The organism is Streptococcus oralis (assembly GCF_021497885.1).
Lineage (GTDB): Bacteria > Bacillota > Bacilli > Lactobacillales > Streptococcaceae > Streptococcus > Streptococcus oralis_BQ.
Map to the genome: position 1 here is coordinate 746,809 of NZ_CP046523.1, position 18,893 is coordinate 765,701.

The 18,893-nt window shown below is 39.9% G+C and carries 19 protein-coding genes and 2 pseudogenes; 15 read left to right on the forward strand and 6 right to left on the reverse strand.

Going from position 1 to position 18,893, the window contains the following annotated elements; translation table 11 throughout:
• Window positions 1-228 precede the first annotated feature (228 nt).
• Window positions 229-810, forward strand: coding sequence for a TMEM175 family protein (locus GOM48_RS03750; protein ID WP_000711074.1), 582 nt, complete (start codon window positions 229-231; stop codon window positions 808-810).
• Between the two features lie 406 nt (window positions 811-1,216).
• Here GOM48_RS03750 and GOM48_RS03755 read toward each other — a convergent pair.
• A pseudogene (locus tag GOM48_RS03755) lies at window positions 1,217-1,405 on the reverse strand (hypothetical protein).
• A 176-nt stretch (window positions 1,406-1,581) separates the two neighbouring features.
• Here GOM48_RS03755 and rpsP point away from each other — a divergent pair.
• The 8 genes and pseudogenes from rpsP (at window position 1,582) to GOM48_RS03790 (ending at window position 4,935) form a co-directional block, all read left to right on the forward strand.
• Window positions 1,582-1,854, forward strand: coding sequence for a 30S ribosomal protein S16 (rpsP, locus tag GOM48_RS03760; protein WP_000268760.1), 273 nt, complete (start codon window positions 1,582-1,584; stop codon window positions 1,852-1,854).
• Between the two features lie 19 nt (window positions 1,855-1,873).
• On the forward strand, window positions 1,874-2,113 hold the full coding sequence (kphA, locus tag GOM48_RS03765) for an RNA-binding protein KphA (protein ID WP_000379617.1): 240 nt from the start codon (window positions 1,874-1,876) through the stop codon (window positions 2,111-2,113).
• Between the two features lie 43 nt (window positions 2,114-2,156).
• Window positions 2,157-2,492 carry a MazG nucleotide pyrophosphohydrolase domain-containing protein gene (locus tag GOM48_RS03770; RefSeq protein WP_235098471.1) on the forward strand — a complete coding sequence of 112 codons (336 nt, stop codon included), beginning with the start codon at window positions 2,157-2,159 and terminating at the stop codon, window positions 2,490-2,492.
• Window positions 2,493-2,566: 74 nt separating this feature from the next.
• Window positions 2,567-3,106 (forward strand): putative immunity protein, encoded by a 540-nt coding sequence (locus GOM48_RS03775; RefSeq protein WP_235098472.1) that lies wholly within the window; start codon window positions 2,567-2,569, stop codon window positions 3,104-3,106.
• Window positions 3,103-3,282 (forward strand): annotated as a pseudogene (locus tag GOM48_RS09800) (alpha/beta fold hydrolase); the annotation flags it as partial. The gene GOM48_RS03775 and the pseudogene GOM48_RS09800, both read left to right, overlap by 4 nt.
• A gap of 75 nt (window positions 3,283-3,357) precedes the next feature.
• Window positions 3,358-3,876 carry a ribosome maturation factor RimM gene (gene rimM, locus GOM48_RS03780; protein WP_235098474.1) on the forward strand — a complete coding sequence of 173 codons (519 nt, stop codon included), beginning with the start codon at window positions 3,358-3,360 and terminating at the stop codon, window positions 3,874-3,876.
• Window positions 3,866-4,585: a tRNA (guanosine(37)-N1)-methyltransferase TrmD gene (gene trmD / locus GOM48_RS03785; protein WP_235098732.1), complete on the forward strand. Its 720-nt coding sequence runs from the start codon at window positions 3,866-3,868 to the stop codon at window positions 4,583-4,585. The genes rimM and trmD overlap by 11 nt, the downstream gene beginning before the upstream one ends.
• 11 nt (window positions 4,586-4,596) lie before the next feature.
• Window positions 4,597-4,935 (forward strand): ATP cone domain-containing protein, encoded by a 339-nt coding sequence (locus GOM48_RS03790; protein ID WP_001196053.1) that lies wholly within the window; start codon window positions 4,597-4,599, stop codon window positions 4,933-4,935.
• 25 nt (window positions 4,936-4,960) lie between these two features.
• On the opposite strand, the gene GOM48_RS03795 is transcribed toward GOM48_RS03790, so the two are convergent.
• Window positions 4,961-5,281: a hypothetical protein gene (locus GOM48_RS03795; RefSeq protein WP_235098476.1), complete on the reverse strand. Its 321-nt coding sequence runs from the start codon at window positions 5,279-5,281 to the stop codon at window positions 4,961-4,963.
• A 103-nt stretch (window positions 5,282-5,384) separates the two neighbouring features.
• On the opposite strand from GOM48_RS03795, the gene GOM48_RS03800 reads away from it, so the two are divergent.
• A complete protein-coding gene (locus GOM48_RS03800) occupies window positions 5,385-5,603 on the forward strand; it encodes a YdbC family protein (RefSeq protein WP_000807436.1) in 219 nt (72 codons plus the stop codon).
• Between the two features lie 397 nt (window positions 5,604-6,000).
• A complete protein-coding gene (locus tag GOM48_RS03805) occupies window positions 6,001-10,404 on the forward strand; it encodes a Cna B-type domain-containing protein (protein WP_235098477.1) in 4,404 nt (1,467 codons plus the stop codon).
• Window positions 10,405-10,490: 86 nt separating this feature from the next.
• Here GOM48_RS03805 and GOM48_RS03810 read toward each other — a convergent pair whose 3' ends face one another.
• Together GOM48_RS03810 and gor are read right to left on the reverse strand one after the other, a co-directional pair.
• Window positions 10,491-11,027: a biotin transporter BioY gene (locus GOM48_RS03810; RefSeq protein WP_235098479.1), complete on the reverse strand. Its 537-nt coding sequence runs from the start codon at window positions 11,025-11,027 to the stop codon at window positions 10,491-10,493.
• A 143-nt stretch (window positions 11,028-11,170) separates the two neighbouring features.
• On the reverse strand, window positions 11,171-12,517 hold the full coding sequence (gene gor, locus GOM48_RS03815; protein WP_235098481.1) for a glutathione-disulfide reductase: 1,347 nt from the start codon (window positions 12,515-12,517) through the stop codon (window positions 11,171-11,173).
• A 267-nt stretch (window positions 12,518-12,784) separates the two neighbouring features.
• On the opposite strand from gor, the gene GOM48_RS03820 reads away from it, so the two are divergent.
• From GOM48_RS03820 to metG, 4 genes are all read left to right on the forward strand, one after another.
• Window positions 12,785-13,939, forward strand: a complete 1,155-nt coding sequence (locus GOM48_RS03820) for an efflux RND transporter periplasmic adaptor subunit (protein ID WP_235098483.1) — start codon at window positions 12,785-12,787, stop codon at window positions 13,937-13,939.
• Window positions 13,923-14,624, forward strand: coding sequence for an ABC transporter ATP-binding protein (locus tag GOM48_RS03825; RefSeq protein WP_000811477.1), 702 nt, complete (start codon window positions 13,923-13,925; stop codon window positions 14,622-14,624). The genes GOM48_RS03820 and GOM48_RS03825 overlap by 17 nt, the downstream gene beginning before the upstream one ends.
• Window position 14,625: 1 nt before the next feature.
• Window positions 14,626-15,882 carry an ABC transporter permease gene (locus tag GOM48_RS03830; protein WP_235098485.1) on the forward strand — a complete coding sequence of 419 codons (1,257 nt, stop codon included), beginning with the start codon at window positions 14,626-14,628 and terminating at the stop codon, window positions 15,880-15,882.
• Between the two features lie 123 nt (window positions 15,883-16,005).
• Complete coding sequence (gene metG / locus GOM48_RS03835; protein ID WP_235098487.1) at window positions 16,006-18,003, forward strand: methionine--tRNA ligase; 1,998 nt, start codon at window positions 16,006-16,008, stop codon at window positions 18,001-18,003.
• Between the two features lie 16 nt (window positions 18,004-18,019).
• Here the strand turns inward: metG and GOM48_RS03840 are convergent, their stop codons facing one another.
• Together GOM48_RS03840 and rpsT are read right to left on the reverse strand one after the other, a co-directional pair.
• Window positions 18,020-18,553, reverse strand: coding sequence for a DNA topology modulation protein (locus GOM48_RS03840; RefSeq protein WP_125388942.1), 534 nt, complete (start codon window positions 18,551-18,553; stop codon window positions 18,020-18,022).
• Window positions 18,554-18,605: 52 nt separating this feature from the next.
• Complete coding sequence (gene rpsT / locus GOM48_RS03845; protein ID WP_001274000.1) at window positions 18,606-18,842, reverse strand: 30S ribosomal protein S20; 237 nt, start codon at window positions 18,840-18,842, stop codon at window positions 18,606-18,608.
• Window positions 18,843-18,893: the final 51 nt, after the last annotated feature.

The window sequence follows — 18,893 nt, forward strand, 5'->3', positions numbered from 1 at the left end:
GGAATTTGAAAGAAAATGTATCTTTGATAGTAGTCATTTATTGTGAAATATGATATATTTATTAATTAGATGGATGAATATTTCTAAAGTTAAATAAAATATGACAGATACATGTTTTTTAGTGTATCTTGTTTGTACTCAAAGTATGAAATGAATATCTAATATTTAAGATTAATAAATATTATACGATGAGATAGAATGCTACAAAATGAAAGGTGATGTAATCTGATGAAGAAAGATAGATTAATTGCATTGACAGATGCGGTTCTAGCAATTATAATGACTATCCTAATCTTAGAATTAGAAAAACCAACGACACCAAGTCTTCAAGCTTTTTGGGATTTACGGCAAAATTTCTTTGCTTATTTTCTTTCCTTTTTCTGGTTAGGATCGTTATGGATGGCACTAAACACACTATGGGAAAAGGTTGAGAAAATTTCCCCACAAATTGTTTGGTGGAATTTGTTTCTTTTATTTTTTGTTTCATTTATGCCCTATGCTACTGGAATCGTTAGTAGTCATTTCATGAACCATACGGCACAGCTCTTTTATGGACTGATCGTTATTGTTTCAACGGTAGCAAACTGGTTTTTACATAAAGTAATTGATAAACCCAATATAGATCAGAAAGAATTACTTGAAGCTACCGCACAATATAGAAAGTTATTGATACCTGACCTAATAATTAAAGGAGTGGGATTGATTCTATCCTTAATTCTCTATCCTCCGATTATGATGTATAGTGTTTTAATTGCGGCATTTTACATCATAACTTTAAAAACACTATCTGAAAAAAGAGTGAATAACTAAAAAACGGTGACCAAAGTTAGGTGTATTATTTTAATGATTACAGACCTAAACTATTCCCCTATTTAGAATCTATTAATTCATATTTTATAAATTAATTAGTAGATATCGTTCTTAAAATCCTTGATATTTCGCTGTTTTTAGTCCAACTGAAACGCATACTTTCCAAACCAGATTTTAAGAAAGCTCGTAAAGCTAGGTAGTTTTCTAAACGTTAAAAACTAGCTACAATACAGCATTTACAACACTTCATGGTTCACACCATGGGGTGTTTTTGATGATTTTAAGCAAAATTCACACCATTTAATTGAAAGTTATTTAAATTAGATGAAAATTTGTTTTCTGAAAAAGTGGGAAAACATTGATTTTAAGCGAATTTTGAATCATATTCGAATGGGAGTTTTTAAAATCATGTTTCGGTTGTAAAAGTGCCAAAGTTGATTCTCCATAGGAGAATGATATCTCCTGCTAGTAAATCATCTGCTAATAGGTCCATGTGTCATTTGGGAACGGGCTTGAGATTTAGTAGCCAAGCTTCGACATCACGATTAAGAGAGATATAGGGCTTGACAGGGTAGTTATCAAAAGTAGTATTCATAAATTTTTTCTTTCTAATTTATCTCTATTAGTCTAATAAATTTCTAAAAAATTTAAAAATTTTTAACTCTGTCAAGTTTTTTTCTTGACACCTGTCAGAAATCTGCTATAATAGAACATGTGCTAAATAGCTCAGCTATTTCACCGAAATAAAAAATAAGAAAAGAGACTTTAAAAATGGCAGTTAAAATTCGTTTGACTCGTATGGGTTCTAAGAAAAAACCTTTCTACCGTATCAACGTAGCAGATTCACGTTCACCACGTGACGGACGTTTCATCGAAACAGTTGGAACTTACAACCCACTTGTTGCTGAAAACCAAGTGACTTTGAAAGAAGACCGCGTTCTTGCATGGTTGGCTGATGGAGCTCAACCTTCAGATACAGTTCGTAACATCCTTTCAAAAGAAGGCGTATTGAAGAAATTCCACGATTCTAAATTCTCAAAATAAGTTTAAAGTAGGTTGACAGATGGATACGATTGAAAATCTCATTATTGCGATTGTGAAACCTTTGATTTCACAACCTGATGCCTTAACTATCAAGATTGAAGACACACCAGAGTTTTTGGAGTATCACTTGGATCTTGACCAAAGCGATGTCGGTCGTGTTATCGGTCGTAAGGGTCGCACTATCTCAGCGATAAGAACGATTGTCTACTCTGTCCCAACTGAAGACAAAAAAGTAAGAATCGTTATTGATGAAAAATAAAAAAAGCGGGACAGATGTCTCGCTTTTTTGTAAGGAGTAGAAGATGAAGGATTTAACATTTAGACAATTACAAGCCTATTTACTCGAACATTACCAGCAATCTCGAACTGAGGAAGGCCTCTTTATCAAGCTAGTGGAGGAAGTCGGAGAAGTAGCTGAGGTCTTGAATGGGCGCTCTGGTCGAAAAGAAGGTGTCCAGGACTCAAATGAGGAACTAGCCAAAGAACTGGCTGATATCATTCATTACACCGTCGCAATCGCGGCTATCAACGATATTGACCTAACCAAAACCATCTTTGACAAAGATAAGAAGGCTGCTATCAAATATCAGCATGAAAGAGATTTAGAAGGATTTTTGGAAAGCCTCCAAGAAAACTAGGAATGATCTCTTTTCAGTAATAAAGGAGCTTTTCACCTTGTTTAGGCTAGCTAGTAAGAGAGAAAGAGAAAGCAATGAAACCAGAGGATTATGCATGGAATGAGTTTGAACGAACTTCCTATAAGACTAAAATAAATCGCCTACCTAGTCCTTACAAAGTTGCCATTTGGGATGATTCTGAGAAAAGATTGGAACTAGAACAAATACTTGAAAGACTTCCTCAGAAAGAACTAGCTCGATGGGCATTAGAGAACTCGCGAGATTTCTTATCTTTAATTGATATCGGTGATGAAGGTGAGAAAAATAAAATGATTCGGCAAGCTTATGAGGCTTTTGATGCACGATTGAGAAATGAGATCTCACCTCATGAGTTGAGAAAAGCAGGTTTCACAGCAAATCTCCTCTCTAAAAATGCCCAAAATCAAATCGCTAAGTACGCTGCCAGAGTCTTTGTACAAGCTATTTCAACAGCCCATATGAGAGGACACGCCATCGTTTCAGCAGATTATGCTATCAAAGTAAGGAATCTCCAAGAGGCAGACAAGTTAGAACTTGTGAGACAAGAACGAGAAAAGCAGATCAGACTGGCTGAATCCTTTTTAGCTAATGAGTAACGAGAGAAAAGAAATTTCCCAAATACCTAAAGAAAATCTATGATGGTATCATTGCTCTAAATCCCAATGCGCGTCAAGTAACGGTTTCAGATAGCAAACACCAACCTATGAATGACCATCCTGAAGAGTTTAATCAGCTTGTTGGTGAATTTTTTGAAGAAGTAGTAGGCCCGTAAGATAGTATCTATCCAACTTGTGAAAATCCTTGGAACGTGATAAAATAAAGGATAGAAATAGATACAGGAGACAAGATGAACTACTTTAATGTTGGGAAAATCGTTAATACGCAGGGTCTACAGGGTGAGATGCGAGTCTTGTCTGTGACAGATTTTGCTGAAGAACGGTTTAAAAAAGGCGCAGAGCTGGCTTTATTTGATGAAAAAGACCAATTTGTCCAAACAGTGACCATCGCCAGCCACCGTAAACAGAAGAACTTTGACATTATCAAATTCAAAGACATGTATCATATCAATGCGATTGAAAAATACAAAGGGTACAGTCTCAAGGTTGCTGAAGAAGACCTAAATGACTTAGACGATGGAGAATTCTACTATCACGAGATTATTGGTTTGGAAGTTTACGAGGGAGACAAGTTGATTGGAACTATCAAGGAGATTCTACAACCAGGTGCCAATGATGTCTGGGTGGTCAAGCGAAAAGGTAAGCGAGATTTGCTTTTACCTTACATTCCGCCAGTAGTTCTCCATGTTGATATTCCAAACAAGCGGGTTCAAGTGGAAATCTTAGAAGGACTAGATGATGAAGATTGATATTTTAACCCTCTTTCCTGAGATGTTTTCTCCGCTGGAGCACTCGATTGTTGGAAAGGCTCGAGAAAAGGGGCTCTTGGACATCCACTACCATAATTTCAGAGAATATGCTGAAAAGGCCCGTCATGTTGACGATGAGCCCTACGGAGGCGGTCAGGGGATGTTGCTCCGAGCTCAACCCATTTTCGATGCCTTTGATGCCATTGAAAAGAAAAATCCCCGCGTCATTCTTCTCGATCCTGCTGGGAAACAGTTCGATCAGACTTACGCTGAGGATTTGGCTCAGGAAGAGGAACTGATCTTTATCTGTGGTCACTATGAAGGGTGTGACGAGCGCATCAAGACCTTGGTAACCGATGAAATTTCCCTAGGAGATTATGTCCTGACTGGTGGTGAATTGGCGGCTATGACTATGATCGATGCGACAGTTCGCTTGATTCCAGAAGTGATTGGCAAGGAATCCAGTCACCAAGATGATAGCTTTTCATCAGGACTTCTCGAATATCCTCAGTACACACGTCCTTACGACTATCGTGGCATGGTGGTCCCAGATGTGCTGATGAGTGGGCATCATGAGAAGATTCGCCAGTGGCGGATTTATGAGAGTCTGAAGAAAACCTACGAGCGCAGACCAGATTTGCTAGAACACTACCAACTGACAGCAGAAGAAGAAAAAATGCTGGCTGAAATCAGAGAAAACAAAGAATAAAGGAGAACCTTATGCAAGTAATCAAACGTAATGGAGAAGTTGCAGACTTTGATCCAGATAAAATTTACCAAGCTGTCCTAAAAGCGGCTCAGACAGTTTATGTTTTGACCGATGATCTACGTCAAAACCTCGCTCAAGTTACTAAAAAAGTAGTCTTGGACTTGGAAGAAGCAAAAGTAGAACGTGCGACCATTAGCATGATCCAATCAATGGTTGAAAATCGTTTGTTGGGGGCAGGATATATCACCATCGCAGAACACTACATTTCTTACCGCTTGCAACGCGATTTGGAGAGAAGTGGTTACGGAGACCATATCGCAGTCCACCTGCATTTTGAACAAATTCGTTAAGAAAAAGAGTGGGATGAAAAGCATCTCACTCTTTCTTAAATCTATTTTTCTGAGCTCTCTGGACAGTAGATGGGACAAAGCGTAGCCTTTTGATGTCAGCGGTTCGGATGATACGTGTTACATTTTTTGTAAAATTTTTGACGATAATTTGTTGGCGATTAGCATCGTGTTTGAGAATATCACCAGTGAAGCTTGTTTCAGCTAGTATGACATGAACAGCTGTTTTTTTCTGGATGGCCTGTTCAATCATAGCAGTGAGGGAGTCGTTTTCAGAATAATCTCGTCCATCCTGTCCACTGAGAAAGTCTTGTATCTTATCTAAGACATGCTTGAATGTATATCTCATAGGCTTCTCCCCTCTTATATAACCATATTATATAAAATTTTCCTAAAATCTACAAGATTTTACGAATAGACTATAGAAAGCATATCACATAAAGGAGTTAAAAATGGCAGAATTTACATTTGAAATCGAAGAACACTTACTGACCTTGTCTGAAAATGAAAAAGGATGGACAAAAGAACTAAATCGAGTCAGCTTTAATGGCGCTCCAGCAAAGTTTGATATTCGAACTTGGAGCCCTGATCATACCAAGATGGGAAAAGGAATCACTCTTACAAACGAGGAATTTCAAGTAATGGTGGATGCCTTTAAAGGAAATCAATAAAAGGATATTGAGTTTTTGACTCACTATCCTTTTTATTGTTCACCAGAGATAAATAAAATTTGCTATTTTAAGATCAAGAAACCAAAAAATTATGCATTAAATAAATTGTTTGATAAATAAAAATAAACAGGCAAAATACTTGACCCTGAGAGGATACATAGTATAATAGATAATGGTCATATTTTGCTATATTTCCATTCTGACTAAGAGTAGTAATACTTCAGCTAAATATTGAATTGAATACATTGTTTTGACATTGCAAATGATCTAGCCATTTACCTAAAGAATTGTTACATGTAGTAAGCATGTAAGAGATAATATCGCTGAAAGGGGTGTTACTTATTGACAGGAAATGGTGTATGGATCAGTTCATTTTAATGATTTAGAAGGGAAAGTTATGAAATTAAAAAAATTGTGGCTCTATATTTTAACGCCACTTTTAGTTCTGTTTGGTTCTGCTACTTTGACAAATGCAGTCCAAGCAAAAGAGCTAACGAAGGTTATTACTAACGTGAGCATCTGGGAGGTTGATAATAGTAAGTTCTTACAATCTGATTCAAAAGGAGTTTACAATTTATCACCTCAAAAATACAGTTATGCAAACTATAAGTTTGCTACTGATTTCGATTTGAGCCAATATGATGGCAATCTGAATGATGGAGACACATTTACACTAACTGTGCCAGCTCCACTAACAGTCAAAGCCGAATCATTTGAGCTTAAAGACAAGGAAACGAATACAGCTGTAGGAGATGTTAAGGTCGTTTCTGATGGAGAAAATAAGGGTGGAAAGGTAACAATCACTTTAAAGAACTTGCAAGACTACCTTGCTAAAAAAGGAGGAGCTCAAGTTCAAGGTGTTAAAGGTACCTTCTATGTCGCTTTTAGTTCAAAGAAAGAACTAGAAGAACAGACTATCAATTTTAACAAGTCTGAAACTAAAAATGAAATCAGCCAAAAAGTTCGCTTTAAAAATGCTGCTGCCATAGATTATTCTGACGGAATTGGTAAAACAAACTTTAACAAATTCAGTGGAACCATCAGTAAAGAAAAATGGGATTCTCCTTTACTTGGTAAAAAAGGTGATTATCTTCATAATTGGGATGTCCGTGTGAATCCTAAACAAGCTGCCTATGATAAACTTGAAATCCACGACTGGGCAGACTCAGACTTTTCACCGATGCAGTTTATTCCAGAAACCTTGACGGTTACTGCTGGATGGTTTGATAAAACTTACACCTTACAAGATAAAACTGTACTACAAGCTGGAACAGATTACCAAATCAAGTGGAACGAATCGTATACAGATTTCACAATCACGATTTTGAACGCAAAGTCTATTACAAAAAATGGGAAACCTGCGGCTTATCTAATCCACTATGATTCGACCGCTCCTGGGGATGGAACCAAAGTTCAAAACAACGTTGAAGTTAAGGGAAATGACAAGGTTCTAACAACCAGAGATGATCAACAAGATACGATTGCGAAGCAAGTGGGAAATTCTACAGTTGCATCAGGTGGTACTATCCAACTGGAAACAGGTTATCGAATCACTCTATACAAGGTAGATGAAAAAACACAAGATCGTCTAAAAGGAGCAAAATTTAAAATTACCCCTCCGGACGGCGCTACTGTTAGCGAAAAAATCACTGAAACAGACGATAATGGTATTGCACAATCGCCAGTATTTTCAGAAGAGGATGTTAAGAAAGGTGAATTCACCATTACTGAGGTTGAAGCTCCTAAAGGCTACCAATTGGATTCTACTCCAATTAAGGTAACAGTCGGTAAAGAAGGTGTTATCAAAACAATCTCAAACAAACGGAACAGCACAAAAGCTCAAATTCAAGCAATTAAAAAATTGATTGGTCGAGCTATGAAAGCTGGAGAGTTTGAATTCGACTTGTTCGATGATAAGACAAACAAAGTTGTTGAAACAGTAACAAATGATGCGGAAGGAAATATCAGCTTTGCTGAATTGACATTTGACAAAGCTGGTACATACAACTACCACATCGTTGAGAAAAAAGCGAACACAATTGAAAAAGGTGTTACTTACGATGCCAATCCTGTTGGCGTTACAGTTACTGTAACAGCAGATGCTGAGGGCAAATTGTCTGCAGCTGTCGCTTACGAAAACGATGATAAGACTTTTGAAAATACATACGCTGTTGAGAAAACTTCAGCTCCTATTGAAGTAACAAAAGCTCTTTCAGGTCGTACCTTGAAAGCTGATGAGTTTGAGTTTGTATTGAAGAACGACGCAGATGGCTCAGAAGTTCAAAAAGTGAAGAACACTGCCGATGGCAAAGTGGCATTCACTCCAATCGAATACACTGCAGCTGGTACTTACAAATACACTATCGTTGAAACTAACGCTGGACAAACTATTGACGGTGTAACATACGATAGTCTTGAAGTTAAAGTCACAGTAGAAGTTACAGACGATGGTGAAGGAAAACTTACTGCTAACGTAACTTACCCAGCGGACAAAGAATTCAACAACAGCTACGGAGCTTCAAAAACTCCAGCTACTCTTGCAGTTAAGAAAACACTTACTGGTCGTGAGTTGAAAGCTGATGAGTTTGAGTTTACTTTGACAGACCAAGACGGTAATGTGAAAGAAACAGTCAAGAATGACAAAGATGGAAACGTTAAGTTCTCAGTCTTGGAATTCGATAAAGCTGGAACTTTCACTTACAAGATTGCTGAAAAAGCTGGCACTGCTACAGGTATCACCTACGATACGAAAACAATCACAGCTACAGTAACTGTAGCGGATAACAGCAAAGGTGCCCTTGAAGCAACTGTTTCTTACGACGATGAAAAAGCATTCAAGAATACTTACACTCCAGCAGGAGCTACAAGTGTAACTCTTGGAGCTAAGAAAGTTCTTGAAGGTAAAGACCTTGAAGCAGGTAAATACAGCTTTGAATTGAAGAAGGAAGATGGAACTGTTGTTGAAACAGTGACAAACGCCGCAGACAGTACAGTGGCCTTCTCACCAATCTCATATGATGAGAGCCAGGTGGGAACTCACAAGTACACCATCTCTGAAGTTGCTGGAACTGAAACAGGAATCACTTACGATAAGACAGTTCAAGAAGTTGAAGTAACTGTTGAAAAAGTAAGCGCAACTGAATTGAAAGCAACTGCTTCAAAAGAAGCAAAAGATCTTGTATTTATAAACAAATACACTCCAGCCAAAACTGCAGTTCCTGTGAAGAAAGTATGGAACGATGCTAACAACCAAGATGGTAAACGTCCATCTTCTATCACAGTTAAATTGCTTGCAGACGGTCAAGACACTGGTGAAACACTTACATTGAATGAAGCAAACGGTTGGGCTGGAAGCTTCACAAACCTTGATGCTGATAAAGGCGGAACACCTATCAAGTATACTGTAGTAGAAGTAACTGTTACTGGTTATACTTCTGACGTTACTGGTGACGCTGCATCAGGATTCACCATCACAAATAGCTATTCTCCAGAAACAGTTGATGTAAAAGCAACTAAGAACTGGGATGACGCAAACAACCAAGACGGTAAACGTCCAACCAAGATTACAATCAATCTTTTAGCAGACGGTCAGAAACATGATTCGAAAGAAGTTCAAGCAGCCGCAGATGGAACTTGGACTGTCGAATTCACGAAATTAGCAAAATATAAAGATGGTAAAGAAATCAAATACACTGTAACAGAAGAAGCCGTAGCCGAATACGAATCAACTATTACAGACTTTACCATCACAAACAAATATGCTCCTAAAGCAATTGACTACAAGGTAACAAAAGTATGGAACGATGCTAACAACCAAGACGGCAAACGTCCTGAGTCAGTAACCGTTCAACTTTACAAATCTGTAGATGGATCTAAACCAGCAGCCGTTGAAAGTAAGAAATTGACCTTGACAGCTAAGGATAAGACCGACGATAACACTTGGGTAGCATCCTTCACAAATCTTCCACAATACAAAGCTGGTAAAGAAATCACTTACTCTATTGAAGAAGTGGATGTACCTGCTGGCTATGAAGCCTCTGTAACTGGTCAAGTAGTGACAAACACTCATACACCAGATACAGTTATCCTTTCAGGAACTAAGGTTTGGAATGATAACAACAACCAAAGCGGCAAACGTGCAGATAAAGTGACAGTTCAAATTCTTAATGGCGATAAAGTCGTTCAAGAAATTGAAGTATCAGAAAAAACTGGTTGGAAGTTCGAATCAAAAGCACTTCCTAAGTATGAAAATGGTAAACTAATCGAGTACAAAGTCAAAGAAGTGGCTGTGAAAGAATATACTTCAACAGTTACTACGGACAAAGATGGTAAGTACACAGTTACCAATGAATATACACCAGTAAAAACATCTGTAAAAGGTAAGAAGATCTGGAAAGGTGATGAAAAGCATAAAGACGCTCGTCCATCTTCTATCACAGTGAAACTTCTTGCCGATGGTCAAGACACTGGTAAAACTGCAATAGCTTCAGAAGCAAGTGGTTGGACTTATGAATTTACTGGTCTTGAGCGTTATAAAGATACTAAAGATACAGAAATCAAGTACTCTGTAGAAGAAGTGCCGGTTACAGGTTATTCATCTGAAGTAGAAGGCCTCAATATCACAAATACATACATTCCAGAAACCTCAACACCAGGTAAACCAAATGATCCAGGAAAACCAGGTCCAAAACCTCAACTTCCTAACACTGGTGAAAAAGCATCTAGCGCAGCAGTAGTTGTAGGACTTGCTTTGATGGCAGCGACCGGTGGATTGTACTTTGTAAGCCGTAAAAATAAATAATCTCTAGATGAGACTTGATTTTCAGTTAGTTCTTAGGAAGTAATTGGAAAGGAAATAGTCCAGAACGATTGTTCTGGACTATTTTTTTATCTTGAGAAATAAGTGACGCTTTTCAATCGTTTGAGTAGGGGACGACTAATGAAACTAATGGCAATAATCTTACCAAGATCAGGAAGGATAAAGGGAAGGACACCGACAGCGAGTGCTTTGTCAAATGGCATTCCAGCTAGGAAGTGGAGGCTGAGAATACCTCCGACAAAGACGAGGGAATCACCCAAGATGTTGGCTAGGAAAATGCGAATATAGCCACTATTTTGATGGATGAGATAAGATGTAAGCCCCGCATAGGCAAGGTCGAACCAAAGATAGCCTGCACTTGGGCCGACTAAAACGTGAAATCCAGCTCCTCCCCCTGCAAAAACAGGTAAACCAATGGCACCCAGCAAGAGATAGAGAGCTACAGATAGAACAGCTTCTCTGGGTCTAAAAACAGTAGCAATCAGACCGATTGCAAAGTTTTGCAAAGTGAAGGGTACAGGACCGATAGGGAGACTGATTTGTGCCAATACGGCGATGAGAGCAGCACCGATAGCAGGGATAGCATAGATATGAGCTTTTTTCAAAACTGTTAACCTCTTTTCAAAATTATAATAACTATTATACTAATTCAGAAAGAAAAGTCAACCAATTTTTGAAATCAAGGTAACAATTTTGTAACAGCCGATTTTGCAAGTAAAAAGAGACCACATGTGGTCTCTTGCGATAATTAGCGCATGGTCACAAATTCTTCTGAAGCGGTTGGGTGGATAGCTACTGTAGCATCAAAGTCTGCCTTGGTAGCTCCCATCTTGATGGCAACAGCGAATCCTTGAATCATCTCATCCACTCCGTAACCAAGTCCGTGAAGTCCAACAACTTTTTCGTCAGCACCGGCGGTGATGAGTTTAAAGCGAGATTCTTGACGATTGCTTGTAACGGCAGAGTACATAGATGCAAAGCTTGACTTGTAGACTTTGATGTTATCTTGGCCGTATTCTTTGATAGCTTGATCCTCAGTTAAACCAACGGTTCCGATTGCTGGGTGGGAGAAGACAACAGTAGGGATAGTCGTGTAGTCCATCTTAGCATTTGTTTTCCCGTTGAAGAGGCGTTCAGATAGGGTACGTCCTGCCTTGATGGCTACTGGGGTTAGTTCCTTCTCACCAGTAACGTCTCCAAGAGCGTAGATGCCATCTACAACTGTATTTTGATACTCATCCACTTGGATAAATCCACGTTGGTTGAGTGTGACGCCAGCCTTTTCTAACTCCAGACCGTCTACATTTGGACGGCGACCGGTAGCCCAGATAACTTGGCTGGCAGTGTGACTAGAACCGTCTTCGAAATGAATGGTAATACCTTGCTCCGTTTCTTCGAGCTTGACGGGTACCTTATGCGTGTGCAAAGGTAGACCTGTTTTTTCCATTTCATTGACAAGACCTTCAACGATGTAGCTGTCAAAACCACGCAAGGGACGATCGCGACGGACAAACAAATCGGTTTTTACTCCTAGTGCGTGGAGAACACCTGCTAATTCAACAGCGATATAACCAGCTCCAAGAATCGCAACGGATTCAGGAAGTTGCTCCCAAGCAAAGACATCGTCTGAACTACCACCGAGTTCAGCTCCGGGAATAGTTGGGATGCTTGGACGAGCGCCAGTCGCAATCACGATATGTTTGGCACGAATCAATTCACCATTAACGCTAACCGTATGAGCATCAACAAAATGAGCACGACCTTCAATCAAATCAACCCCATTGCGCTTGAAACTTCCATCATAAGATGAGCGAGCACGGTCGATGTAGGCTTCACGATTTTGACGAAGTTTTGCGAAATCAAATTGAACATCTGAACTTGTAAAACCATAGTCAGGGCCGTAGTGGTGGAAGCTTTCAGCGATTTGCGCTCCATACCACATGATTTTCTTAGGAACACAGCCAACGTTGACACAAGTTCCACCTAATTTTTTCTCTTCGATAACAGCTGCTTTAGCGCCGTGTTCACCAGCTCGGTTCATAGTGGCGATACCGCCACTCCCTCCACCGATGGCTATGATATCATATTCTCTCATAGAAAACTCCTTATAGATTTGATAGTCATATTCTATCGTTTTTATTTTTTGAATGCAAAAATCTGCTACGCCCTAAAGAAATAGCAGAAATCACTTGCTAAATATAGAAATAAGGTGTATGATGTTACTAGTACAATTCTGCATAAATCAAATGGAAACAAGGCATGTTTCCTGAATTGTTCTCTTTTCTCTCTGAACAATCATTGTTTAGAGTAGGTAAATTTGCTATAATAGTCTTTGTATTGAAAATAAAATAGGAGTTTTGTGATGAAGGGGAATAAGAAAACTAAAAAATGGCAACTATACACAGCTATTGGTGCTGCAAGTATTATTATAACCAGTGCAGTGGGTATTTTGCTATTTAGACAGCCCTCTCAGGCTGCCGGTAAGGATGACACATCGCATCTCGTAGTCGCAAAGGAAGGAACAGTTGCCTCCTCTGTTCTTTTATCTGGTACCGTCACCGCAAAAAATGAACAATATGTTTATTTGGATGCAAGTAAGGGTGAGGTGGATGAAATCTTGGTTTCTGTTGGAGATAAGGTTGACAAAGGACAAGCACTCGTAAAATACAACAGCACAGAAGCGCAGTCTGCTTATGATGCAGCTAACCGTGCCATAGCCAAGGCTGATCGTCGTATCAATGACTTGAAGGAATCACGAAACAACACTCTAGCTGATTCGGAAGAATATGATGATGGAACGCAGGGTTCTTCTGTCTCTTCCATAGATTCTCAGATTAGTGATGCTCGTGATAGTCGTGCTGATGCAGAGGCGCAACTTAAAAAGGCGCAGGCCCAATTGGACGCAACAAAGGTTTTGAGTACACTAGAAGGTACAGTTGTAGAAGTTAATCGCAATGTATCCAAGTCCACAACTGCTGCAAATCAAGTGATGGTTCATGTAGTAAGTAACGACAATCTACAAGTCAAGGGAGAACTTTCCGAGTACAATCTTGCCAACCTTTCTGTTGGCCAAGAAGTGACCTTTTCTTCCAAGGTTTACCAAGATAAAACTTGGACAGGGAAGATCAGCTTTATTTCAGCTTACCCTAAAAATAGTGGAGAAGGAACGAATGCTATAACTGGGGGGAATACTGGTTCTAAATATCCTTATACGATTGAAGTAACGAGTGAGATTGGTGATTTGAGACCAGGTTTTACCGTTAGTGTTGAGGTTAAAAGTGACAAGAAATCAATCCTCGTACCCTTAACCAGTGTCATTACTGAAGACGGAAAAAACTACGTTTGGGTTGTTGACGAAGAGAATAAGGCTAAGAAGGTTGAAGTTAGCCTAGGAAATGCTGACGCAGAAAACCAAGAGATCATGTCTGGTTTGACAGACGGAACCAAAGTCATCAGTAATCCAACGACTTCCTTGGAAGAAGGAAAAGAGGTGAAGGCTGATGAAACAACTAATTAGTCTAAAAAACATCTGCCGGAGTTATCGAAATGGTGAACAGGAACTGCAGGTCTTGAAAAATATTAATTTGGAGATCGGCGAAGGGGAATTTGTTGCCATTATGGGACCATCTGGCTCGGGTAAATCTACTCTGATGAATACCATTGGAATGCTGGACACCCCAACTAGCGGCGAATATTATCTAGAAGGTCAAGAAGTGGCCCGTCTAGGTGAAAAGCAGTTGGCACAGGTACGTAACCAACAAATTGGTTTTGTCTTTCAACAGTTCTTTCTTTTGTCAAAGATGGATGCTGTTCAAAATGTTGAGTTACCCTTGATTTATGCCGGAGTTCCAGCTGCCCAACGTCGCAAGTTGGCAGAGGAATATCTAAGTAAAGTAGAGTTGACTGATCGTATTCATCACCTTCCTTCGGAGTTGTCTGGCGGTCAAAAACAACGGGTGGCTATTGCGCGTGCTCTTGTTAACGATCCCTCAATCATCCTAGCTGATGAACCGACAGGTGCCTTGGATACGAAAACAGGAAGTCAAATCATGGAACTCTTGGTTGAGTTAAATGAAGAAGGCAAGACTATTATTATGGTAACGCACGAGCCCGAAATTGCAGCCTATGCAAAACGTCAAATTGTAATCCGTGATGGAGTTATTTCGTCTGATAGCGCTCGTTTGGAAGGAAAGGAGAACTAAGATGCAAAATCTGAAATTTGCCTTTTCAACTATTATGGCACACAAGATGCGCTCCTTTTTGACCATGATTGGCATTATCATCGGAGTCTCTTCAGTAGTTGTCATCATGGCTTTAGGGGACTCTATGTCTCGTCAGGTCAATAAAAATATGACAAAATCTCAGAAAAATATTCAGGTGTTTTTCTCACCAATTAAAAGTAAGGACGGTTCCTTTACACAAAAGCAATCTGCACTGACACTATCTGGTAAAGAAGATGTTCACGTAGAACCACCTAAAACACAGGAATCGTGGGTTAAGGAAGCTGCCAAACTAAAAGGTGTAGATGGCTATTATGTGACTAATAGTACAAATGTTACTTTGACCTATAAGGATAAAAAGGTAGAGAGAGCAAGTCTGACAGGTGGAAATATGACTTATATGTCTGCTGTAGAAAATAAAATTATTGCAGGTAGGGATCTGAGAGAACAAGATTACCGAGATTTTGCAAGTGTGATTTTGCTAGATGAAGAACTCGCTAAAAGTCTTTTTGACTCGCCTCAGGCAGCACTCAATCAAATCATTTCAGCCAATGGATATAGCTATCGCGTGGTTGGTGTTTACTCTAGTCCTGCTGTTAAAAGTGCTAAGATGTTTGGTGTAGGTGGCTTACCGATTACAACCAATGCTTCTGTAGCAGCTAATTTTAATGTGGAGGAAATTTCTAATATTGTCTTTCGTGTGAATGATACGAGTCTAACTCCGACTTTGGGGCCAGAACTCGCACGCAAGATGACAGAAATTGCAGGAGTACAGCAGGGAGAATATCAGGTTGTAGACGAAACCGCCGCTTTTGCAGAGGTTCAGCAAATCTTTGGTTTTATGACCGCTATTATTAGTGCTATCGCAGGAATCTCTCTCTTTGTGGGAGGGACTGGAGTTATGAATATTATGCTGGTTTCTGTAACGGAGCGTACTCGTGAGATTGGTCTTCGTAAAGCATTGGGAGCTACACGGGCTAATATCTTGGTACAGTTTTTGATTGAGTCCATGATTTTGACCTTATTAGGTGGTCTTATCGGACTTGTTAGTGCAGCAGGCTTGACCGCACTAGCAGGGGCCTTGCTAAAAAATATGATGGAAGGAATAGAAATTGGTGTCTCGCTACCGATTGCTCTCTTTAGCTTGGCTGTTTCGGCCAGCGTTGGTATGATCTTTGGGGTCTTACCAGCCAATAAAGCGTCTAAGCTTGATCCAATTGAAGCCCTTCGCTATGAATAAGATAAACAAGATGGACACTTGTCTATCTTGTTTTTGTATGGATTTTCCTATCGAAAATCACTAAAAATATGATATAATGAAGTGTTAGAAAAACAGGTTTCATTTGCCTGGAAAGGAAAAAATATGTCTGAAAAGAATTTTTATATTACAACACCGATTTACTATCCATCTGGTAAACTTCATATCGGTTCTGCCTACACAACCATCGCTTGTGATGTCCTAGCTCGCTACAAACGCCTTATGGGCTACGATGTCTTTTATCTGACAGGTCTTGATGAGCATGGTCAGAAAATCCAGCAAAAAGCGGAAGAAGCTGGCATCACACCACAAGCCTATGTTGATGGGATGGCGGTTGGAGTCAAAGAACTCTGGAAATTACTCGATATCTCATATGATAAATTCATCCGTACAACTGATGATTACCATGAAAAAGTAGTGGCTCAGGTCTTTGAACGCTTACTTGCTCAAGATGATATTTACTTGGGCGAATACTCTGGTTGGTATTCAGTTTCAGATGAGGAATTCTTTACAGAAAGCCAGCTTGCAGAAGTTTTCCGTGACGAAGCTGGAAATGTAACAGGCGGTATCGCTCCATCAGGACATGAAGTGGAGTGGGTTTCAGAAGAATCTTATTTCCTTCGCCTCAGCAAATACCAAGATCGTTTGGTAGAATTTTTCAAATCGCATCCAGACTTTATCACTCCTGATGGTCGCCTCAATGAAATGTTGCGTAACTTTATCGAGCCAGGTTTGGAAGACTTAGCGGTTTCTCGTACAACCTTTACATGGGGAGTTCCGGTCCCATCCAATCCAAAACACGTTGTCTATGTTTGGATTGATGCCCTTCTTAACTATGCGACTGCTCTTGGTTACGGTCAAGACGATCATGCTAACTATGATAAATTCTGGAATGGAACAGTCTTCCACATGGTCGGAAAAGACATTCTTCGTTTCCACTCAATCTACTGGCCAATTCTTCTCATGATGTTGGATATGAAGTTGCCTGAACGTTTGATTGCCCATGGTTGGTTCGTCATGAAAGACGGCAAGATGTCTAAATCTAAGGGGAATGTTGTTTATCCTGAAATGTTAGTAGAGCGCTATGGACTGGATCCACTTCGTTACTACCTCATGCGTAGCCTTCCAGTTGGTTCAGACGGAACCTTCACTCCTGAGGACTATGTAGGCCGTATCAATTATGAATTGGCCAATGACCTTGGAAATCTCCTAAACCGTACGGTTTCTATGATTAACAAGTACTTTGATGGGCAAATCCCTGCCTATGTAGAAGGTGTGATAGAATATGACCATGCTCTTGCTGACGTTGCAGAACAATCAATCGCTGATTACCATACACACATGGATGCAGTTGACTACCCACGTGCTTTAGAAGCAGTCTGGATGCTTATCTCTCGTACTAACAAATACATTGATGAGACAGCCCCATGGGTCTTGGCTAAGGATGAAGCCCTTCGCGACCAATTGGCAAGTGTTATGAGCCACTTGGCAGCTAGCCTCCGTGTCGTAGCACACTTGATTGAGCCATTTATGATGGAAACCAGTCGCGCAGTCTTGACTCAGCTTGGTCTCGCAGAAGTTACTAGTCTTGAGAACTTGAGCTTGGGGGATTTTCCTGAGGGTGTAACAGTAGTAGCCAAAGGAACACCAATCTTCCCACGTTTGGATATGGAAGAAGAAATCGCCTATATCAAGGAACAAATGGAAGGCAACAAACCTGCGGTTGAAAAAGAATGGAATCCAGACGAAGTCGAACTCAAACTAAACAAGGATGAAATCAAATTTGAAGACTTCGATAAGGTTGAAATCCGTGTCGCAGAAGTCAAAGAAGTTTCCAAAGTAGAAGGTTCTGATAAGTTGCTTCAATTCCGCCTCGATGCTGGTGATGGCGAAGACCGTCAAATCCTCTCAGGAATTGCGAAATACTATCCAAATGAGCAAGAATTGGTCGGCAAGAAAGTCCAAATCGTTTCCAACCTTAAACCGCGTAAGATGATGAAAAAATATGTCAGCCAAGGCATGATTCTCTCAGCTGAACATGAAGGCAAGTTAACCCTTCTCACAGTTGATCCAGCTGTACCAAACGGAAGTGTGATTGGCTAATAGCAAAAAACCAACGTTATACACGTTGGTTTTTCTTGTTATGTGCGAGATTTTCTAAGAAGTAGTCCATCTCCTTTTGCGACTTGAGGACAATTACTTTCTCAGGGTAGGTTTCTTGAACCCGTTGATAGCGTTCTTTAGCATTCTTTGTCCGCCCATCCCAGAGAATCCATCTGACAAAGTCCCAGTCAAAGCGTTCAGGGCAACCTGCAGCCATACTTTCTCTGACCTTGCCTCGGTATGTGAGATACCGTTTAAAGGCTCGAAAGAGACAAGTCCATGGTGAAAAATTGAGAAAGATGATTTGGTTGGCTTCTTGCATTCTTTCTTCATAGCAACACCAAGAGTAGTTGCCATCGATAACCCAAGCTTCATGCTTTGTGAGAAAGTTTTTCATCTTGCCCAACATCCATTCGCGGTCACTGTCTTGCCAACCAGGTTGAAATTGGAGCGTATCCATATGCAGTTTGGGGATGGAGTAGTAGTTAGATAACGTTTCTGCTAGAGTTGACTTACCAGCTCCAGAATAACCGATAATTGCGATTTTCATTTTCTACCTTTTCTGATTAGAGGACAAAAAAACAGCCTCTATGGACTGTTTCTTATTTAGCAAGTTTAGCTGAAAGACGAGCTTTATCGCGGCTTGCTTTGTTTTTATGAATCAAACCTTTAGTTTCTGCTTTGTCGATAGCTGAGCTAGCAGCACGGAAAAGTTCTTCAGAAGGGTTTGCTTCGAAAGCTTTGATAGCAGTACGCATAGCTGATTTTTGAGCTGAGTTTTTTTCGTTTTGTTTAACGTTCAATTCAGCGCGTTTGATAGCTGATTTAATGTTTGCCAATGTTCTTACCTCCATATTTACTAACTATACCATTATATATGAAAACTTAGG

What these genes read in the sequence shown, in the direction of transcription:
- GOM48_RS03750 (WP_000711074.1), top strand. Translation starts at nt 229, where the DNA reads ATGAAGAAAGATAGATTAATTGCATTGACAGATGCGGTTCTAGCAATT.
- rpsP (WP_000268760.1), top strand. Translation starts at nt 1,582, where the DNA reads ATGGCAGTTAAAATTCGTTTGACTCGTATGGGTTCTAAGAAAAAACCT.
- kphA (WP_000379617.1), top strand. Translation starts at nt 1,874, where the DNA reads ATGGATACGATTGAAAATCTCATTATTGCGATTGTGAAACCTTTGATT.
- GOM48_RS03770 (WP_235098471.1), top strand. Translation starts at nt 2,157, where the DNA reads ATGAAGGATTTAACATTTAGACAATTACAAGCCTATTTACTCGAACAT.
- GOM48_RS03775 (WP_235098472.1), top strand. Translation starts at nt 2,567, where the DNA reads ATGAAACCAGAGGATTATGCATGGAATGAGTTTGAACGAACTTCCTAT.
- rimM (WP_235098474.1), top strand. Translation starts at nt 3,358, where the DNA reads ATGAACTACTTTAATGTTGGGAAAATCGTTAATACGCAGGGTCTACAG.
- trmD (WP_235098732.1), top strand. Translation starts at nt 3,866, where the DNA reads ATGAAGATTGATATTTTAACCCTCTTTCCTGAGATGTTTTCTCCGCTG.
- GOM48_RS03790 (WP_001196053.1), top strand. Translation starts at nt 4,597, where the DNA reads ATGCAAGTAATCAAACGTAATGGAGAAGTTGCAGACTTTGATCCAGAT.
- GOM48_RS03795 (WP_235098476.1), bottom strand. Translation starts at nt 5,281, where the DNA reads ATGAGATATACATTCAAGCATGTCTTAGATAAGATACAAGACTTTCTC.
- GOM48_RS03800 (WP_000807436.1), top strand. Translation starts at nt 5,385, where the DNA reads ATGGCAGAATTTACATTTGAAATCGAAGAACACTTACTGACCTTGTCT.
- GOM48_RS03805 (WP_235098477.1), top strand. Translation starts at nt 6,001, where the DNA reads ATGAAATTAAAAAAATTGTGGCTCTATATTTTAACGCCACTTTTAGTT.
- gor (WP_235098481.1), bottom strand. Translation starts at nt 12,517, where the DNA reads ATGAGAGAATATGATATCATAGCCATCGGTGGAGGGAGTGGCGGTATC.
- GOM48_RS03820 (WP_235098483.1), top strand. Translation starts at nt 12,785, where the DNA reads ATGAAGGGGAATAAGAAAACTAAAAAATGGCAACTATACACAGCTATT.
- GOM48_RS03825 (WP_000811477.1), top strand. Translation starts at nt 13,923, where the DNA reads ATGAAACAACTAATTAGTCTAAAAAACATCTGCCGGAGTTATCGAAAT.
- GOM48_RS03830 (WP_235098485.1), top strand. Translation starts at nt 14,626, where the DNA reads ATGCAAAATCTGAAATTTGCCTTTTCAACTATTATGGCACACAAGATG.
- metG (WP_235098487.1), top strand. Translation starts at nt 16,006, where the DNA reads ATGTCTGAAAAGAATTTTTATATTACAACACCGATTTACTATCCATCT.
- GOM48_RS03840 (WP_125388942.1), bottom strand. Translation starts at nt 18,553, where the DNA reads ATGAAAATCGCAATTATCGGTTATTCTGGAGCTGGTAAGTCAACTCTA.